Source organism: Iodobacter sp. CM08 (assembly GCF_033446605.1).
GTDB lineage: Bacteria > Pseudomonadota > Gammaproteobacteria > Burkholderiales > Chitinibacteraceae > Iodobacter.
In genome coordinates this window covers 34,397-53,447 of sequence record NZ_JAWQUO010000015.1, presented here as the reverse complement: position 1 = coordinate 53,447, position 19,051 = coordinate 34,397, and the positions used below count along the sequence as shown (strand labels likewise).

Genomic DNA, 19,051 nt, shown 5'->3' with positions numbered 1-19,051 from the left:
ATTATTGAATAATAACTGCTAGGTAAATTCATGCTTTATCTCATCCTCGCATTCCTAACATCCGTCATTGTCACCATGCTCGTGATCCGTTTCGATCACTTGCATAGCCATATCTCTGGTGACCACGATTTGGGTGGGGTGCAGAAGTTTCATGCTCATTCGGTGCCGCGGATTGGTGGGCTTTCTATCATGATGGGGATGCTGGCGGTTTTATTGGCTGGGACAATTAAAGAAACGCAGTGGTTTACACCGTTTGCTTTGCTTATTGTGGCTAGTTTGCCTGCTTTTTTAGGTGGTTTAATTGAGGATTTAACTAAAAAAGTAGGGGTTTTAATGCGGCTTGGTTTAACCATGCTAGCGGCTTTATTAGGTTATTTTTTATTGGGTGCGGGAATTGTTCGTTTAGATGTGCCTTATGTTGATTTAATCATGCAATTTTCTGTTGTTTCATTATTTTTTACTATGTTTGCAGTGGCTGGTGTAGCAAACGCTTTTAATATTATTGATGGATTTAATGGCTTATCTGCTGTTGTGGCGATGATGATTTTTGCTGGTTTGGCTTATGTTTCATTTGCTTTGGGTGATTGGTTTTTAGTCATTGCAAATATGGGGATGATTGGTTCCTGTATGGGGTTTTTGCTTTGGAATTACCCCAGAGGTTTAATCTTTTTAGGGGATGGTGGCGCATATTTTGTGGGTTTCATGGTGGCGGAGTTGTCGGTACTGTTGATGGCAAGGCACCCTAGTGTGTCTATTTGGTTTCCATTCTTGCTCTGTATTTATCCGGTATTTGAAACCTTATTTACAATCTATCGCCGTAAATTTGTTAAAGGTGTTTCTCCAGGCTTGCCTGATGGTATTCATTTACATACGCTTATTTATAGACGAGTTGTTCGTTTGCAATTAGGGGAGGATGTTGCTCAGTATAAGGTACAGCGTAATGCACTAACTGCACCATATTTGTGGGCTCTTTCTTCTTTTGCTGCGATCCCCGCCGTTATTTTTTGGGATAGGCCATATGTTTTATTAGGTTTTGTCTGTCTATTTATGGTTAGTTATATTTTGCTGTATAAAATGATTGTTAATTTTAAAGTGCCAGCTTGGATGGTCATTAATAAAGATAGCCAATAAAATAGATAGTATTGGTAGCGTGGTTTTTACGGTGATTGCTATTATAGCTTGGAGAAAATGAGTAGCTAATGCTCCAGTCTATAATAGCTCAAGCTCCTGCTGATTTAGGTTTTTTTGCTCTTTAATGCTGTTTGTTTTTAAATTATTTGCATATGTTTGGGCTAGGCTTTGCCAAGAAAAATTATGCTTAATATAGTTATACGCTTGGCTTGTCATTGTATCTATATCTTCGTTTTTTAATGAAAGAGTTTGATTAGAGATATCCACTGCTTGATTAGTTTCTGCTAGCAAATAATGCACTCCAGCTTTAAACTCCGTCCCCCTCACTCCAAATTGCGTGCTAATAATTGGCAGGCCTGCTGCGGCATATTCTATTAGTTTTAGGTTTGATCCAGAGCCGCTTAGCATAGGGTTTAATGCTATAGATGCAATTTTTAGCCAGAGTTGTTTTTCTTGCTGGCTAACTTGGCCTAAGAAACGCACATTGGCAGGTGTTTTTATTTCTTTAAAAGCATCCGCTACGCTGCCTAGAATAATATATTGAATTGATTTATCTTTTGCTGCGCTGATTAATATTTGTTCTACTGCCTCTAGATTGGGACCGTGGTGGCTGCCCATAAATAGTGCGATGCGGTTACTGCTAGGCAGGCCTAATTGTTCGCGTATTTGGGATCTGTCTGTACTATTTAAGTAGTCAATGTTTTGTGTGTCTGCGCCATTAGCAATCACATTAAACTTATCGCTTGGTATTCTATATAAAGCGCCTAGGCGGAATGCGTCGTCGTTACTGCAGCAGATAATGGCTTGTGCTCCTTTGGCGCATGCAGATTCTATTTCTTTAATTTGTGCGGTTTCTTTTGGGTGCTGTTTATAGATTTGTGCTTTAAGATCGGCCTCTACATTATGGGCTTCGTAAAGCCATTGTTTTATGCCTGCTTTTATCATGACAGGATAGGCGTAGGGGTGGCTGCAGATGATATGGCTTGCCCATGACGCGCGGCGTTTTATTTCTGCTTGCCATTCGCAGAGTAATTCTGGGTGCTGGGCGGCTAGCCAATCTACGCAAGAGATTCCTAGGCGTTTTTCTTCAGTATTTAGCTTGATTCTAAATGCTTCGCTGACGGGTATTTTTACTTCTACAAAGTTATCCGCTAAATAATGGCTTTGTACTTTACTGGTATTAAAATCTAAATTAAGTATTTCTATAAAAAAACCTAATTTTGAAAGCTCTGCATATAGATGATAAAGTCGGGCCTGCCCGCCACTCATCACGGGATAGATGGTAAAGGTGTTTAGCACCATAATTCTGGGTTGGAATTGCTTATTTATATTTAGTAATTCTTTAGCTAATTGTGACCAGCTGATGCTTTGAATGCGGCTATAGGCGGCTTGCCCTAATTGGGCGCATAGATTGGGGCTTGCGCAGAGTTGTTGGATGGCACTTGCAAGCGCGGGAATGCTTGGGGCGACTAATAGGCCGTTTTCTTGGTGCTTAACTAATTCGGTGACGCCGCCACTATCGGTGCAGCTTAATACCGCTTTGCCTGCTTTCATTGCTTCATAGGTGATCAGGCCAAAATCTTCATGCAAGGGAATAAAGGGTACAAATAGCGCGTTGGCGTATTCTTGTGCCAATTGTTGCTCACTAATATGTCCTAGTAGCTGAATGTTTTTATTGCCCGCAATGATATTTTCTAATTCGGCTTGTTGTGGGCCGCTGCCTGCAATTCTAAGTGGGATTGTTACTCTGGATTGGATGTAGGCTTTAATCAGTAAATCAATGCGCTTAGGCTGATCTAAACGGCTGGCAGTAAAGATGGCGGCTTCTTTATTTGCAGTAAATCCATCTTGATTTAAAGAGCTGGGGTGATAGAGCACTTCAGGCTTAATGCCCGTAGGGAAATACTCGGCTCTATTGGCCACTTCATGGGCTATGGCGGTGTAACGCATGATTTGCCCAGGGGCTAAGGCAATACGATCAAAAAAATGCACAATAGCGCGTAATAGCGGGCTGGGCAGGGCGGTGTCAGCCTTGCTCAGAATACTCAATGATTTCAACCGTTTTAATTCATCAAAGCAATCTTGCAGCGTGTTTCTATTAGCATATTCGGTATTTAATAGTCGATATAAATCAGGGGCTTTTTGGGCGATATGCTCAATGCTTTTATTTAAATGGCTGGGGTAGGTGTCATATAGGCCACGTAAGGTGTGCTGCATAAATAGAACATGCCGTGGATGTGAAATCATCCAAGCTGGGTATTTGGTGCTGATTACCATATCAAAGTGATCGAGATTTAGCTCAGCAAAGGCCTGATAGCTATGCATGATCGACCAAAAATCATGCTCTGGGCTAGGCAGCTTAATAAGCTCGGCCGTAATATCCTTTTGCTCATTTAAGGCGAGCCACATGCCTTTCCAAATATTTTCTGCACCACCCCAAATAAAGGGCACGCCGCTTGGAGCAACAATAGCAATTTTCAATTAATTCTCCAGTAATTGGCTAAGCACATTATTCCAGCTAATCTTAAATGAGGGCCATGCTTGTTGCGCGGCTAGGCCCATTTGCTCTACTTTATTTCTATGCTGGCTAATCCACTCTAATACAGTGGCTATAGCTTCTGGGGTGGGCTCTACTATCCAGCCGGTATTTAAATGCTCAATAAACTCTAATGGCCCACCAGAATCGCTGCAGCTAATTACCGGCTTGCCAGAGAGCATGGCTTCATGGGTGATATAGCCATAGTCTTCATCAAAGGGGGCAAAGAATACCGCCGTAGCGTGGGCGTAATAAGCTATTTTTTCTGCCTCGCTAATTGCGCCTAGCATTTTTACTCTAGCCGTTAAATTAAGCTGTTCACACAAACGCATTAAATTATCTGCTTGGCCACCTGTGCCAGCAATCACAATAGGCAGCGATTTAGGCGCTAATGCTAGCGCTTTAATTAATAGATCTTGGCGCTTTAGCGTTTCTATTCTGCTTGGGCAAAAAATATAGCCTAAATCTTGTGCATGATGGAATGCTTGATAAGCCGGTGGTGGGTGATAGAGCGGCTGTGCTTTTAAATCATTGTATTGATAAAGGCGTGCTGCAACGCGTTTAGAATTAGCAAAGCGCTGGGTGCAATGGCTTAATGCATAGTGGTCATACTCTATAATGGCATCTTTTAGCTGAGCGAGTGCTGGGCTGCTATTTTGTGGTGAATAGAGCTCATATACTGCACGGTGCTGGTGCATAATCCATGCGGTATGGTGATTGTGCTCAATTCCATAACATGGAAACTGCAAGCTAATTAATCGATCAACTCTATATCCATTAGGATGATTTAAATTTAATTTATTGCACCATTGCATTAAATCTAGAATGGATTGCTCTGGCTGAAAAGTAAAAGGTAGGCGTAGTATTTCAACCTTACAGCCTGCATTTCTTAATGCATCTGCCGTGCCCTGAATATGGTAATCCGCTCCGCCATGTAAAAAAGGCGTGATATTTGCGGCAAGCATGATATTCATTGCATATTTCCAACGCGTTTAGCAATCAAGGCATAATCTTGCGGCCCGCATAAATGGCCATTTACCCGCTCGGTGAGTAAATCATTGCCAGGCACTTTTGCTGATTCTGGATAAGGATTTAAGCGAAGTATTTCGCAATCTTTAAATCCATGATATTCAGCCAAAAACTGTAGGCTAGTAGGGGTAACTGGGTTTTTATGGCTAAAGTCATGATAGAAAGTATGACTACCTACCAATACATTTTCTGGATTGGGTGTTTCTAAAATCAGGATGCCGCCAGGGCTTAGTACTCGATAGGCTTCTTTTAATAAGCGAAATAGTATTTCAAATGGTAAATGCTCTACAACGTGAAATGAGCTAATCGCGCCAATCGATTGCTCTTTTAAATTAGATAGATAATCTAACGCATCTGCATGCACAACCGATAAATTTTGCTCACGGCAATGGCGGATCATTTCTTCGCTTTGATCTACGCCTTGGGCTTTTAAACCCTTTTTATTCAGTAACTTAATCCATTCGCCACGCCCCATGCCAATATCTAATAAAGGCAGTTGACTGGTTTTTAGTTTATCTTCTACATAGGGTGTATATTTTTCTAATTTTTGGGTAATCTCATCTTCTGGGCCACGAAATTTGGCTTCAAATGCAAGGTAGTAGGCATCCACTTCAATATCTTCTGCAGGGGCGATGATCGCGCTAGCTGTAGATTGAGGGTTGCTGGCTATCTTTTTTAAAATTTGTTCATTCAAATAGAGGGCTGTTTTGCCATTGTTAATCATGCCATTACTAATAAATAGCATTTTTTCCTCAGTATCTGTGAGGGATTTATTGATTGTAGATATATTAAAATCTAGCTCTTGCTTTATCTGCTCTTGGCTTATGCTTAGTTTTTCAGTAAAACTATCAATAGTATTGTTAAGTGCCTCAGCTTGCTGTTTTACGCTGTCGTGTACAAAACTTCTCACTTCTTGGGTTTTTTTTATTTGCTGCTCTGCTAATTTAACGTAATTATTTTTTATGTCTTGAGTTGCGTTATTTAGCGATCCTGCAATATTGCTCTCTATCTGCACTAGCTGTTGTTTTATTGTATCTGCTATTTTTTTATGACTCATTTCAGCGTCGTGATTTTGTTTGGCTAGAATAGCGCTATGCTGAATAATAGCTATATTCGTGCTGCTTAGTTTAATGATTTGATCATGAATGCGGCCGACCACGCCAGCACCTCGGCGGCCACCCCATATGGATAATATTTTATTTTCAAACGCAATAATATAGCGATCTAGCCGGTTTATTTTTACTGAATGCCCGCTGTGTTTAGATTCAGTACTACATAACATCTGTAATGCAAATTTACGTAAACTTAATCTTCCCGATGAAATTAAATCATGGTAGTTATATGCACCTTCTAAATCTGGTGCTCTGCCTAAAATGGCTTGGTATGAAAAAAATATAAATAAATGAGGATTACTAATTGCAATCAGCTCTCTTAATGATTGTGGCAGCCAGGGTAGTTGATATTTTTCAACGCTCTCTATTGTGCTAACTGCCAATACCGCTGGCTGAGAATTCTGGCTTAGCGCATAGGATTGAACACGATTAATTATTTCATCTAGGGTATGCATGGGCTTATGCCTTTTACTAATTGTTTTCAGATTCAATGCAACTTAGCAAGCTTAGCTCAATAGGGCTTGCATCTAAATAAGTGGTATCAAGCCTCACCACGCCCGCAAATACCTCATCAGAAATCACCGTAATGGTGGCCGCATGATCCCACCAATCATAGTTATTAATTAAATGATGATAGGATGAGTGCAATGCAATACTCAAGTTATAGCTGCCTGCTGCTAGCCTAAAGTCTATAAGCTCAAAAATAATTTTATATTTTCCACCTTGCTGAAGTGGTGGTTTTTTTTGCATTAAAAAGGTATTAGATCCAAATACCTCATTGCCCACTCGGTCTTTAATTAAAAAACCAATGGTTAAATCAGGGATTTCTTGAATAACTTGATAGGCCACATGGATTTGAATTTTGCTACCTGAAAGCACGGCCTGAATTTTTTCATTGTCTTTATACACGTCAACAGCAAGCAGCTTAGCCTCACCAGTGCCTGATCTAACCCCTTCATCAATACTAATTTTATTGTTTTCGCTATTTGCTATCAGCGCATTGTAGTAATCAAGAATGGCGGCTGGACTATCGTCTGCAAGCATTTTTCCTTTATCAAGCAAAATGGCTCGATCACATAGTGTTTTTACTGCGAGTGGATCATGCGATACAAATAATAGCGAAGTGCCTAAGGCCTGAAATGCTTTTATTTTATCAAAACATTTATGCTGAAAATAAGCGTCACCCACAGAAAGTGCTTCATCCACAATCAGTATCTCTGGTCTAACGGCGGTGGCCACGCTAAATGCCAAGCGCATTTGCATTCCACTGGAATATTTTTTTAATTGAATGTCAATATATTCTGCAAGCTCTGAAAAGATAATGATGCTATCAATTTGTTGGTCTATTTCATGCCTACTCATCCCGAGTAGTTGGCCCGAAATATAAACATTTTCTCTACCACTTAATTCTTCATGAAAGCCTATGCCAAGCTCCAACAGTGCCCCAATTCTGCCATTCACCGTAATTAGCCCCTCGCTTGGGCTAAGTGTTTGGCAAATGAGCTTGAGCAGAGTGCTTTTTCCAGAGCCATTGCGGCCAACGATAGCAATCGATTCACCTGCATCTATTGAGAAGGATATATTTTTTAGTGCCCATTTATTAATACAGTGCCGACTTGCATCGATGCCTAGCAAAGCTTGCAGCTTATGGCGGCGCAATGGGTAAATACTAAAAACTTTGGATATGTTTTCAACAGAGATCAAGGCCATACTTATAGATCATCCATGATTTTTTGAATGTTTTTAGAATAAAAAATATAAAAAACTACAAATAGAGCGGCAGAAAGAAGTAGTGAATAAAATAGCCAATTCCATGCAATAGGCCAACCCAGTACAACTTGTTGCCCTAGTTGTGAAACCCAATAAACAGGGTTGAGATAAATATAATTAGCTGCCCATGGGGGTAAAATCTGTGGTGCATAGACAATTGGGGTTGCCCAAAATAATAACTGCATAACGGCATCAACAAATTGCCCAACATCACGAATATAGGCATGGGCAAGTGCCAATAGCCCAGAGAGGCTAAAGGCAAACAGGGTAATCACGGCTATTTGCAAAATATAAATAGCTATAATTTCGAAGCTGAATGATCCTAAAAATATTAAAAATATAAAATAAAACCCTGCCAGAACTAAACTATTAACGAGTGCAATCACTACAACGGATACCAGTGGTATGATTTTTGATATTTTATTTTTTCTAAGTAAGCCAGCATTTTCAACTAAAAATAATTTACCTTTAGAAATTATTTCAGAAAAATACTGCCAGACTAGCATGCCACTGGTTAAATACATTGTATAAGCGTAATGGCTATTCACACCTGGTAAGCGTGATTTCATTAAATCTGCAAAAACTAAGCTATAGGTAAGTATCATTAATACAGGGGCAAAAAAAAGCCAAAATACCCCCAGTAGCGATCCACTATATCTTGATTTAATTTCTCTGCTTACCATTGCATGCAATAGCCAGCGCCCTGCTAGGATTCTTTTAATGACTTCCAAAAAAAGCCCCCCATAGATAAAGCAGTGTAATTGAAAAAATAATACCAGTAGTATTGGCTAACTGGTCATAAATACAGCATTTTCTACCCGCTAGTGGTTGCAATATTTCGATGCTCGCACCCATTAAAAATAATATTATAAATACTTTTGCATAAGTAAAATAAGGTGAGATTAGTAGGCTAAGAAAAAAATATGAAATAAAATGGATTAATTTATCATTTTTAATGGGGGAGTATTGTTGCAAATTATAAAATGATCCAACAACAATAGTAATTATTGTGGATGATATTAACACACCATTTAATAATGATTCGCCCATACATCCCTATATGTATTTAGAGTTTTAGCGGCACATCGGTCCCAGGTAAAATAATTTGATCTAATTAATCCTTCGGTAATATGATCGCTAGCACATTCAGGGTTTAAGGCTAGATTGGTCATATGTTCTGCCAACCCCTCTATATCGCCCTTATTAAAGTAAAAGGGTGCTGCACCACCAATTTCTTGAATCGCTCCTCCTGAGGTGGTAATCACCGGCGTTCCCACGCTCATGGATTCTAGTACGGGTAAACCAAAGCCTTCATATGCCGATGGATAAACCATGCAGCGTGCCCCTGCCAATAGCGCGGGTAGGTCTTCTTCTGTTACATATTGCAGCCAATGAACATTCTTACTATTTTTTATTCTGTTTAATAGATCTTCACACTTCCAGCCTACGCCGCCAATAATAATGAGTGGGAGTGTGGTTTTTTTGTTCTGTACTAGCATTTGATAGGCTAGAAGTAGATCTTCAATCTTTTTTCTTGGCTCGATCGTGCCTAAAAATAGGAAGTATTCTTTGCTTGGCAGATTATATTTTTTTAATATATGGATATTGTAAGATTCAGGAGAAAATTTATTATGGTCTACGCCGTTGTAGGTAATGTGTAATTTATTCGTTACCTCGGGCATCCAATTGATCAGCTCTTTTTTAACTGATTTAGATACCACAAAGATAGCTTCTGCTTTTTCTAGCGTAATAGGCAGGTGCTCATTTAAGAAGCGAACTCTTTCTATTGGGTGCCATTCGGGGTTGATAATATGAGATAAGTCATGAACGGTGACTAAATAAGGATATTGCAATACCGTTGGAATATAATTAGGTTCGTGATAGATATAGTTTTTATTCTTAATGGTGTGTGCGCCACGGTTTGCATGGTATTTTTTTCTAAGATAGCATTTTAATGCTGGGAAGCGATTAACCATATTTCTGAGCTTAGAAAGTAGGTATTCATTATTGGTTTTTTTGCTAACACGACCAAATTGATAGTAATCAAGATCAATATCTGTTTCAAATTGCTGCATAGCCCTAGATAAACTGGTTGCATAACGGCCAATTCCTGTTAGTGGGGGGATCATGCCTTGGGCCGAAAATAAAATGTTTATTTTGTCCATTGCTCAGCTTTATCTGGGTGGTTTTGTTATTAAGCAGCGCTTAGTTGCTATGTTGCTTAGCTTTTTGCGTGGCAAGTACTTGTTCGCTATTTAATATTTCTGTATCGAATGCTTTACGAAATGAAAAGACTTCACTTTGCATGACTGCGATGCTGCTTTCTTGATACATTTGTATGGTTTTTTTAACCATTTTTTCTGCGGTAAGCTCTTGCTCAAATCTTTTTCTAGCATATAGGGCCATTTTGTTGCGCAGCGCATTGTCTTGGCTGAGCCTATTTATGGCGTTGGCTAATGCAAGTGGATTAGATGGGGGGACAATTAAGCCTGATTTGTCATGCTCATTAACCCAAGAAACACCAGAGCCAGCTATATCACAAGAGATAACTGGCTTAGAAAAGCTCATGGCTTCTACTTGCACAATGCCATAGGCCTCTGATCTTAAAATAGAGGGTAGACAGAAAATATCGCAGGCAGCGTAATATGATGGCAATTGCTGATCTGCAATTGCACCTAATATTTTTACTTTATATTCCAGCCCTAGTCTCTGTATCAGAGGGAGGAAGCTCTCTACTCCTGGGCCACCAATTAATACGACGACATCATCGTTGATATATTTGCAGGCCTCAATTAAGTGAATGATTCCTTTATATATTGCTGATCGTCCAATAGATAAAATTATTTTTTTGCCAGAATATTCGCCGCGTATTTTTTGCACAAGTAGCGGTGAAGCAAGCTGGCTTTTATCTGCAACCCCAATTGGGATAATGGATACTTTATCCATATTGCTGCTCAACCATTTAGATGAGTTTGCATATTGTGCGGAGGTGGCGATAATGCCATCAGCTCGGTTAATCAGCCATTTTAGCCATGGGGCATAAAGTTTTAACATGTGTTTTTGTTTAACAATATCACTATGCCAATGCAGATAAACTTTACACTTTGGCTTAATGATCCACATGGCTAAATTAGCCATTGGATTGGGTAAGTGAATATGAATTGCATCATATTGATGAATGCGCTGCTTTAGTTCAGAAATAAGCTTGATGGATATTGAAGTCGAATTAATGACAGCAAGTGTGCCTGCTCTAATTACACGATAGCGCGCATTACTTAGATCAATTTTAGTTTCTGTACCTTTATTACTACAAAGTACATCGGTATTCACACCTTGCTGGTTTAGACCTTCAACTAAATCGAAGGTTACTGTTTCAATCCCGCCATATTCTGGGGGGTAAAACTTACCAAGGTGGATGATCTTCATAAATATAGCTCTTTATAAGGTTGTTATTTTATTTAGATTGCTATCTTGATGATTGTGGTTAATTGCGGCAGCAGATAGGCGATGCGCGTGATTGAAGCGTTTTAAGGTAGGCATGCCCCAGTTTTCTTACACGCTCGATATGTTTCGGCTGTTTTTATACTAGTAATTGAATTTAATAATTACAAGAAAATTTCTTTCACCTTGTGGCTTGTTTAATGTTGTCTTTTAAATAAAGAGACTTCTTGGGTAATTAAGTCTTTGTTTTTTAATGAGGTTTTTTCTTGATGTTTGTTTTGTATCTAAGTGTTTTAAACTGCTTTTATTGCGTTGTATTGAATGTGGCGATTATTCAATGGTGATGTTGCCTTTTACAATGCTTTGTAAGCGCTCTGGTTCGCGCACAATCAGCATTTTCCGGTCTTTTTCTGCAATGCCGGTGTTGAGTAGCTGGCCTATTGCTCTAGATACGGTTTCACGGCTGCAATTAGTCATGCCGGCTAATGATTGCTGAGGGGGTAGTTCGATGACTTTTAAATTACTAGGTAGGGTGCGAATTAATGTGGTTAATACGGTGCATATACGCTGATATGGATTTTGGATGCTAAGCATGGCGCGGTTTTGTGAGGATAAGCGCACTAAAAATGCTAGTTTTTTCATCAGCCGTTCGGCCAAAATAGGGTGAGAATAAATCAGCTGCAGTGCGGTGATGCGGCTGAGCACCATGAGCTCGGCATCGGCAATTGAAACTACGCTGGTAGAGCGGGTTCCGCCGTCGATCACGGCTAGCTCACCAAAGTATTCCCCTTCGTTGATGATATGGATGCAAAGCTCCCGGCCATCTTCTGTAACGTCAACGACTTGTAGACGGCCTCTAATTAAAAAAAACAACTCATCACCTAGCGAGCCCTTGGTAATCACTTGCTGGTTGCGTATGGCTGTCCTAAGCTGAGATTCGTGCGCAATCGAATTTAAAATGCTTTCTGGAATGCCAGAAAAAAACTCTAAAGAATAAATGGGATGGCGTGTCATAAGCATCTCCCGAAGGTTTGCATGGTAAGGAGGGTTCCAAGTGCTCAAGCGAATTGATGGGTTCAGATTGGGTTTAGCTGTCTTTATAAGTATGCCGTCTATTGTTCTAGCACAAGATTTGGCAAATATGGGGACAGTTATTGCAGTGCTTGGCCAGCCCATGCTGCTGCGAGCGGGGCAGCTACTGCCCTTGGCTAAGGGCGATGCACTGCGTGAAGGGGATGAGTTACAGACGGCAGAGCAGAGTAGTGTGTATCTACGTACCTTTGATCAAGGCTTTATTGCTGTGCGCCCAAATAGTGTGCTTTTAATTGAAAAATATCACTTAGGTAAGCAGGGGGCGGCGAGCCAATTTAAGTTTCAGCTTAAAACGGGCTTGATGCGCTCGGTAACGGGTAGTGAAGTACAAAAAGATAAAGATAAGTATCGGCTCAATACGCCAGTGGCCGCGATTGGCTTGCGTGGTACTGATTTTGTGGTGCATGCCAATGAGCACGCAACGCAGGTGGCGGTGCAAAAAGGCGGAGTAGTGATTGAGGCTTTTTCTAGCGCTTGCAGCGTGGAGCAAGGCGGGCCTTGCCAAGGCGTTAATTCTCGAGAGTTATTTGCATCCACGGCGCATATGTTAGAAGTGATTCGTGGGCAGACGGTGCCGGTGCAAAAAGATTCTTCACCCGTTTTGCAAAAAGAATTACAAAAAGAACTCCCCAAAGAAGCGGTAAAAGACTCAAAAGAAGTGGCTAAAGAGGGCGTTAAAGAGCCAAGCAAGGCCGTGGCTTTAGGGGCTGAATCCTCTACGCAAGCCGTGGATTTAACGAATGCAGTGGCAAAACCACTGATTGATGGCTCCAAGATAAAACCCACGGTAAAGCCTACAGATCCCCTTGCCGTGGGGCCTACACCCACACCTGTCCCCAATGTTTTACCAACGCCAGCACCTACTCCCGCTGCGCCAGAGCCGGCTATCCCTTTGCCCCTGCCTAAGCCTAGTGAACCGGTGGTCGAGGTCGTGGTGGTGCCTTCTATTCATTGGGGGCGTTGGCAGGAGTTGGCTAATTTACCCGCCACGGCTAGCTTTAGTGATATCTATAAGGCGGGGCAAGAGGTGGTGACTGCAGGGATTTATTATGTGATGTCGCGTGATAATAGTAATCTGCAATATGGCCCTGAATTGGGTATTGTTAATTTTCAAATGGCTAAGCACGACGGAATACTCGTAAATACCGATAGTCATTCTATTATTCCAACGGTGGCTAAAGAATCAGCTTTGCAGATTAATTTTGCAGCACAAAGCTTTAGTACACATCTGTTATTAAATGCTGCCGGAAGAGAAATCCCCGTTAATGTAAAAGGGGCAGTAGAAAGTAATGGTTTTTTTCTTAATGGCGCGGTGAGCGAGGTGCAGCTACGTGGTATTGTTTCTGGAAAAGAGGCCGCTGAAGCGGGATATGTTTATTACTCGGCCCCTGCCGCCAATGAAATATTAAGCGGTGGAACATATTGGCTAAGAAAGCGTTGATTTATTTACTGCTAGATTATTTTTATAAATAAAAATAAAGGTTGCGGCGGCTGAATGATGATTTGCTTTTTTAGCGGAGTTAAGCAGCCCTGATGGCCGATTTTAAAACCATTTGGCATCAGCTGCGGTTTATTTGGCTGGGGCGGGCTTTGTTTTTTTTACTCAGCACCCTGCTGGTGATTTGGCTGGCCATGCCTCGTGGCCACGCTTACCCTTTTCCCTTTGATCTATTAGATCGTCTGCATGATCAATTAATTAGCCAAAAACTAAGCGCTCAGCCAGAAAAACGTATTGTCTTGGTGGATATTGATGAGGCTTCTTTGGCCCAATATGGGCGCTGGCCTTGGTCTAGATCGCGCTTAGCTCAATTACTCCAACAATTAGATCTGCATTACCAAGTGGCACATATTGGCTTGGATATAATTTTCCCTGAGGCAGGTGATGCATTAGGGGATCAACAAATCGCGGCAATGGCGGCTTCTCGGCGGCTGAGCTTGGCACAGACGTTTGGTTTTGATCGCAGCCAAAGTATCCGTGTTGGGGAATTAAGTGGCGCTATGCCCATCGGCAATATTCCTTCCACAATTGCATTTGGTTATTTAGGTAATCACGCCATGTTGGCGCAAAAATCCCCCTGCGTGGGGCATATCGCCATTACCGCCGATCCTGATGGCGTGGTTCGGCATCAAAGTATGCTAGTGCAATATCAGGGCAAACTTTATCCCGCTTTTGCGCCGGTTTTATTGCGCTGTTGGCTGGGGCAGCAGGCTCCATTACAGAGCCGCTCAGGGCAAATTGCCTGGCTGCAAGGCTTATCTGCACAGCAAAATATCGCAGCAGATGGCATGGCCGCTATCCCTTTTTTACGTAAGGCCGAGGCTTACACGGCGATTTCTGCCCGTGATATCTTATCAGGGCAAGCGCCCGCAGCCCTCTTGAGTAATCGCTTAGTGATTGTGGGCTCTAGCGCTTTGGGCTTAGGAGATTATGTTGCCACTATTTTGGGTGGGCGCACGCCAGGTATGTTGTTACATGCAGAGTGGCTTTCTAAAGCATTAGATCAACTAGAGCAAAATAAGCCGGTTGAGGCGATTCGTTTTTTTAGCATTATGGCGGTTTGGGGGGCTTTATTACTGGGGGTGTATCTGCTGCTGCATTACAGTAACGCCCTGCGGCTAACTTGGGGATTTGCAGTCATGATCGCGTGGCTGCTCTGGCTGCATTATACCTCGCAAGAAGTGGCGGCAAATGCCTTGGCACCACTTGTTGGGGGCGTGGTTTTGCTGATTTTAGAAGGGGGCTTGGAGTGGTGGTATGCCCAGCTTGGGCGGCGGCAGCTTTATCAAGCCTTTCACCATTATGTGCCGCCAGCAATTATCGATCAGCTAATTGGCAGTAATAGCCAAGCCATGATGCAGCCGCATCGGGTAGAAATAACCTGCTTATTTGCAGATTTACAAGGCTATACCGGCATTGCTGAAAGGCTGCCACCAGAAGAGTTGGCCAGCTACACTCGCCATGCTTTGATGCTGCTGACTCAGGCCGTATTAGATCAGGAAGGTACGCTTGATAAGTATATGGGCGATGCCCTATTTGCGTTTTGGGGCGCGCCAGTGGCCCAAGCAGACCACGCTAAACGTGCGGTGGATGCCGCAATAGCCATGCAGAGCGCTGTAGAGCTACATAACCAACAGGCGGCCTTGGGTAAGCAAATTAAAGTACACATTGGCATTCAAACAGGGGTAGTCGTAGTGGGGGATATGGGCACGCCATTTCGTAGCACCTATACGGCGATTGGTGATGCGGTGAATGTAAGCGCTAGATTACAAAACTTAGCCAGCTTACATAATGAGAGGATTTTAGTGGGGGAGGATACCGAGCGCCGATTAGCCTATTCACCCCTGCAGCTTTACGGCACCGTGGCCCTTAAGGGGCGGCGAGGAGTGCAGCAGGTTTATCGTTTGCCAGGCTAGTAGTCACTGATGCTATGCCGCTACTCTGATCTAACGGTTGTTTTTCTTTGTGAAACGCCGAGTTGTTTGTGGTTCAAAGTTGGGTTTTTGCTGCGTACGTCAGTGAGAAGTATCCGTTCTTTGATATAAAGTCAGAATCCAGCAAGTAAATTTCTAGATTTGTGATCATGAGCATATACAATTAATTTATGCGTCTGATCCCTACCGCCATTCTGCTGCTTTTGTTGGTCTGCCCGCCTATTGCACAGGCGCAGACGGCAGAGGCGCTGTATCAGCAAGCCATCGATGATGTCGCTCAGCAAAGCTGGCAAGAGGCCAGCTGGCTGTTAGAAGAAGTGCTGCAGCTTAATCCCCATCACCAAGGGGCCAAGCTTGATCTGATGTTGGTCTATTGCCAGCTAGAGGATTACAGCAGAGCAGCAGTTTTACAGCGGCAATTGCAAGCATTACCGGTGCTACCGCAAGCCATTAGTGATTTGATTCGGCAAAAAACTGAGCAGGGTTGCCGCGAAAAAACACTGTGGCAAGGGCAAATACAAAGCTGGATCGCCAGCGACAGTAATCTGGATCAAGGTAGCTCTAAGCGCTGGCTAGAAATCAGCTTACCCGATGGCGTGTTTAATTTAGAAGTAGACCCTAATAGCATGCCGCAAGCGGGCTATTTAGCGGGCTTAGAGATCCAAGCCATTGCCACGCCACCCGGTGGGCAGCAATGGGCTTTGCACGCTGGAGCGGTGCAAAGTTGGCCGCTCAGTAGCCAAACGATGCGCTGGTTTGGGGGATTTTGGCAGCCGCAAGCACGTAGCGATTGGGGGGTGGGTTTACAGCAGTTTTGGCTACAAAATGAAGCGTACCAAAGTAGTGCTTTGCTGGAGTATCGCGGTTTGCCCGCGTTTGCGGGGGTTCAGTCTTTGCTTAGGCTAAGGGCGCAAATGGTGGATATTGCCCCGCGCTACCAAAGCCTGCACAGCGAATGGCGTGTGCAGCATATTCAAAAGTGGCGAGGATTATGGCTAGATAACCGCGCCGCGTTGGCTTTTGAGCTGGCCCCACAGCGCCCTGGTGGCAATCAATATAGTGGCGAGCTGAGCAGCCGGCTCATCTACCCCCTAGGCCCTCATCAGCTTGAATTACAGCTACGTGCCAGAGTCATGCAAGATAGAGAGGGCTACAGCCCATTGCTGGAATACAACCAAAAGCGGCAAAGCCTACAAAGTAACTTAGGCTTGGCTTACCAATGGCAAAGTCCTTGGGCGAGCAAGTGGCGGCTGGAATACCAATACCAAGAGCAAAACGATAGCTTGCCTTTGTTTTCATGGCAAAAGCAGCTGATTTCTTTATCTTATAAGCAGGATTTTTAAGGGCGTGCAGCTTGGATCGTATGTTTTTAAAGCGCCTTCTTTGAAGGCGCTTTGCGCAGCTTAAACTTTGGCCAGTGCTTGTTCTAGATCGGCCAAAATATCGTCGATATGCTCGATACCAATTGAAAGCCTAACCATGTCTTCGCTTACTCCGGCTTTTAGCAACTCTTCAGGAGAAAGCTGGCGGTGCGTGGTGCTGGCTGGGTGGCAAGCCAGCGATTTGGCGTCGCCAATATTGACCAAGCGGGTAATCAGCTGCAGCGCATCTTGAAATCTAGCTCCACCGGCACTGCCATCTTTCACCCCAAAGGTGAGTAAGCCCGACGCTTTGCCGCCAAAGTATTTATCTACGAGTGCTTTAGATGGATGATCGGCTAAGCCCGCGTATTTTACCCAGCTTACTTTGCTATGGCCTTGCAAGTATTGCGCCACTTTTAGTGCGTTTTCTACGTGTCTATCCATGCGCAAAGCCAATGTTTCTAAGCCCTGCAGGATTAAAAAGCTATTAAACGGCGAAATGGCCGCGCCCATATTACGCAGCGGCACAGTACGTGCGCGGCCAATAAAGGCAGCCGGCCCTAGTGCCTCGGTATAGACCACCCCGTGGTAGCTGACTTCAGGCTCATTTAAACGCTTAAAGCGCTCTTTATGCTCCGCCCAAGGAAACTTACCGCTATCCACAATAATGCCGCCAATACTATTACCGTGGCCGCCAATATATTTGGTTAAGGAGTGCACCACAATATCTGCGCCGTGTTCAAACGGGCGGGTGAGATAGGGGGTGGCTACGGTGTTATCCACAATTAAAGGCACACCACCGGCATGGGCGATGGCAGCAAAGGCGGCGAAATCCACTACATTGCCCAGCGGATTACCAATTGATTCGCAGTAAATGGCCTTGGTTTTATCGTTGATCAGCGCGGCGGCAGATTGCGGATCGCTGGCGTCAACAAATTGCACGGTAATGCCATATTGCGGCAAGGTGTGGGCAAATAGATTGTAAGTGCCGCCATAGAGTGCCGATGTGGCGATAATATTATCGCCCGCCTCGGCAATGGTCATGATGGCGTAGGTAATGGCTGCTTGGCCGGATGCCAGTGCTAAGGCGCCAATTCCCCCTTCTAGTGCGGCGATACGTTGCTCTAAAACATCCGAAGTTGGATTCATAATCCGTGTATAGATATTGCCTTTAACCTTTAAATCAAACAGATCTGCACCGTGCTGAGTATCATCAAAAGCATAGCTGGTGGTTTGGTAAATAGGCACGGCCACCGATTTGGTGGTGGGATCAATTTCATAACCAGCGTGTAGAGCAAGCGTATCAAACTTCATGCAAAGTCTCCAAAGGGTAGCAAAGCCGAAGGAAACTTTAGCAGGTTTATTTATGCCGTAACGCTATTTTTGTAGGTTTTTTTAGATTTAATAGATCTATTACTGCGGCGCTTTCAATATCATCGTTAAGCATTGTGTAATTTAGGCACCTGTTAGATGATAGGTTTGCTTAATCGATACAAGCAATGTTCTTGCAGTGGATGGCCCGCTGGCACTTTGAGGTGCATAAAGCTGAGCGGATCGCGCTGCATTGCTAGCCTTTCCATTACCGCCTGTGATTTATGATTACTGAGTGCGGTAAATGAAACAATCTCATCTAGTTTTAGCGTATTAAAGCCAAATGCTAAGGCGGCCCTTGCGGCTTCGGTTGCGTAGCCCTTGCCCCAATGCTCAAAGGCTAGCCGCCAACCGATCTCCACGCAGGGAGAAAAAGGCAGCTCCGCAATGGGGATATGTAGCCCTGCAAAGCCAATAAATTGGCCGGTTTGCTTCAGCTCTAAGGCCCAAAAACCCCAAGTTTTTTCTGCGATAAGATCGGTTATTTTTTGCTGCATTGCAGCGCTAGCCTTGGCATCTATCGGGCCAAGCAGGGATTGCATCACTCTAGGATCGGCGCTCATGCGGGCAAATGGCTGGCTATCGCTGGGCAGCCATTGGCGCAAAATAAGGCGATCAGTGTTGAGTTGGCTTATTTTGGGCTGAGGATTATTCAAAATAGATTCACAATGTTTTGATGTTAGCTGGGGCTTAGATTAATTAGCGGCGTCTATCAAATCAAGAGAATAAACGCAAAGTATGTCCAATCTTCGATGCGCGAATTGTGTGCAGAGCAA

At 43.3% G+C, this 19,051-nt stretch carries 15 protein-coding genes; 4 read left to right on the top strand and 11 right to left on the bottom strand.

The window, feature by feature from the left end:
• Positions 1–30: 30 nt before the first annotated feature.
• On the top strand, positions 31–1,131 hold the full coding sequence (locus R6242_RS10355) for a glycosyltransferase (protein ID WP_318426446.1): 1,101 nt from the start codon (positions 31–33) through the stop codon (positions 1,129–1,131).
• Between the two features lie 78 nt (positions 1,132–1,209).
• Here R6242_RS10355 and R6242_RS10350 read toward each other — a convergent pair whose 3' ends face one another.
• The 9 genes from R6242_RS10350 to R6242_RS10315 all read right to left on the bottom strand — a co-directional run bounded on the left by R6242_RS10350 (position 1,210) and on the right by R6242_RS10315 (position 12,033).
• Positions 1,210–3,612 (bottom strand): glycosyltransferase family 4 protein, encoded by a 2,403-nt coding sequence (locus R6242_RS10350; protein ID WP_318426444.1) that lies wholly within the window; start codon positions 3,610–3,612, stop codon positions 1,210–1,212.
• Positions 3,613–4,641: a glycosyltransferase family 4 protein gene (locus R6242_RS10345; RefSeq protein ID WP_318426442.1), complete on the bottom strand. Its 1,029-nt coding sequence runs from the start codon at positions 4,639–4,641 to the stop codon at positions 3,613–3,615. It lies immediately after the preceding gene.
• Positions 4,638–6,263 (bottom strand): methyltransferase domain-containing protein, encoded by a 1,626-nt coding sequence (locus R6242_RS10340; RefSeq protein WP_318426440.1) that lies wholly within the window; start codon positions 6,261–6,263, stop codon positions 4,638–4,640. Before R6242_RS10340 ends, R6242_RS10345 begins: the two co-directional genes overlap by 4 nt.
• Positions 6,264–6,279: 16 nt before the next feature.
• The gene (locus R6242_RS10335; protein WP_318426438.1) at positions 6,280–7,518 is read right to left on the bottom strand and encodes an ABC transporter ATP-binding protein; all 1,239 of its coding nucleotides are present in this window, start codon (positions 7,516–7,518) and stop codon (positions 6,280–6,282) included.
• 2 nt (positions 7,519–7,520) lie between these two features.
• Complete coding sequence (locus tag R6242_RS10330; protein ID WP_318426436.1) at positions 7,521–8,309, bottom strand: ABC transporter permease; 789 nt, start codon at positions 8,307–8,309, stop codon at positions 7,521–7,523.
• Complete coding sequence (locus R6242_RS22285) at positions 8,296–8,628, bottom strand: VanZ family protein (RefSeq protein ID WP_412099945.1); 333 nt, start codon at positions 8,626–8,628, stop codon at positions 8,296–8,298. Before R6242_RS22285 ends, R6242_RS10330 begins: the two co-directional genes overlap by 14 nt.
• Positions 8,610–9,743, bottom strand: a complete 1,134-nt coding sequence (locus R6242_RS10325; RefSeq protein ID WP_318426434.1) for a glycosyltransferase family 1 protein — start codon at positions 9,741–9,743, stop codon at positions 8,610–8,612. The genes R6242_RS22285 and R6242_RS10325 overlap by 19 nt, the downstream gene beginning before the upstream one ends.
• 40 nt (positions 9,744–9,783) lie before the next feature.
• The gene (locus R6242_RS10320) at positions 9,784–11,004 is read right to left on the bottom strand and encodes a glycosyltransferase (RefSeq protein WP_318426432.1); all 1,221 of its coding nucleotides are present in this window, start codon (positions 11,002–11,004) and stop codon (positions 9,784–9,786) included.
• A 345-nt stretch (positions 11,005–11,349) separates the two neighbouring features.
• Complete coding sequence (locus R6242_RS10315) at positions 11,350–12,033, bottom strand: Crp/Fnr family transcriptional regulator (RefSeq protein ID WP_318426430.1); 684 nt, start codon at positions 12,031–12,033, stop codon at positions 11,350–11,352.
• 127 nt (positions 12,034–12,160) lie between these two features.
• Here R6242_RS10315 and R6242_RS10310 point away from each other — a divergent pair, with 127 nt between their 5' ends.
• From R6242_RS10310 to R6242_RS10300, 3 genes are all read left to right on the top strand, one after another.
• On the top strand, positions 12,161–13,552 hold the full coding sequence (locus R6242_RS10310; protein WP_318426428.1) for a FecR family protein: 1,392 nt from the start codon (positions 12,161–12,163) through the stop codon (positions 13,550–13,552).
• 92 nt (positions 13,553–13,644) lie between these two features.
• Entirely contained in the window at positions 13,645–15,525 is a 1,881-nt protein-coding gene (locus tag R6242_RS10305; protein WP_318426427.1) for an adenylate/guanylate cyclase domain-containing protein, read from the top strand.
• A 188-nt stretch (positions 15,526–15,713) separates the two neighbouring features.
• Entirely contained in the window at positions 15,714–16,886 is a 1,173-nt protein-coding gene (locus tag R6242_RS10300) for a hypothetical protein (protein WP_318426426.1), read from the top strand.
• Between the two features lie 60 nt (positions 16,887–16,946).
• On the opposite strand, the gene R6242_RS10295 is transcribed toward R6242_RS10300, so the two are convergent.
• Both R6242_RS10295 and R6242_RS10290 read right to left on the bottom strand, forming a co-directional pair.
• The gene (locus R6242_RS10295; RefSeq protein WP_318426425.1) at positions 16,947–18,218 is read right to left on the bottom strand and encodes an O-acetylhomoserine aminocarboxypropyltransferase/cysteine synthase family protein; all 1,272 of its coding nucleotides are present in this window, start codon (positions 18,216–18,218) and stop codon (positions 16,947–16,949) included.
• A gap of 152 nt (positions 18,219–18,370) precedes the next feature.
• Complete coding sequence (locus R6242_RS10290) at positions 18,371–18,931, bottom strand: GNAT family N-acetyltransferase (protein ID WP_318426423.1); 561 nt, start codon at positions 18,929–18,931, stop codon at positions 18,371–18,373.
• Positions 18,932–19,051: the final 120 nt, after the last annotated feature.

Excerpts from the sequence above, each read along its gene's own strand:
- R6242_RS10355 (WP_318426446.1), top strand. The coding sequence starts at position 31 with ATGCTTTATCTCATCCTCGCATTCCTAACATCCGTCATTGTCACCATG.
- R6242_RS10345 (WP_318426442.1), bottom strand. The coding sequence starts at position 4,641 with ATGAATATCATGCTTGCCGCAAATATCACGCCTTTTTTACATGGCGGA.
- R6242_RS10340 (WP_318426440.1), bottom strand. The coding sequence starts at position 6,263 with ATGCATACCCTAGATGAAATAATTAATCGTGTTCAATCCTATGCGCTA.
- R6242_RS10335 (WP_318426438.1), bottom strand. The coding sequence starts at position 7,518 with ATGGCCTTGATCTCTGTTGAAAACATATCCAAAGTTTTTAGTATTTAC.
- R6242_RS22285 (WP_412099945.1), bottom strand. The coding sequence starts at position 8,628 with ATGGGCGAATCATTATTAAATGGTGTGTTAATATCATCCACAATAATT.
- R6242_RS10325 (WP_318426434.1), bottom strand. The coding sequence starts at position 9,743 with ATGGACAAAATAAACATTTTATTTTCGGCCCAAGGCATGATCCCCCCA.
- R6242_RS10320 (WP_318426432.1), bottom strand. The coding sequence starts at position 11,004 with ATGAAGATCATCCACCTTGGTAAGTTTTACCCCCCAGAATATGGCGGG.
- R6242_RS10315 (WP_318426430.1), bottom strand. The coding sequence starts at position 12,033 with ATGACACGCCATCCCATTTATTCTTTAGAGTTTTTTTCTGGCATTCCA.
- R6242_RS10310 (WP_318426428.1), top strand. The coding sequence starts at position 12,161 with ATGGGGACAGTTATTGCAGTGCTTGGCCAGCCCATGCTGCTGCGAGCG.
- R6242_RS10305 (WP_318426427.1), top strand. The coding sequence starts at position 13,645 with ATGGCCGATTTTAAAACCATTTGGCATCAGCTGCGGTTTATTTGGCTG.
- R6242_RS10300 (WP_318426426.1), top strand. The coding sequence starts at position 15,714 with ATGCGTCTGATCCCTACCGCCATTCTGCTGCTTTTGTTGGTCTGCCCG.
- R6242_RS10295 (WP_318426425.1), bottom strand. The coding sequence starts at position 18,218 with ATGAAGTTTGATACGCTTGCTCTACACGCTGGTTATGAAATTGATCCC.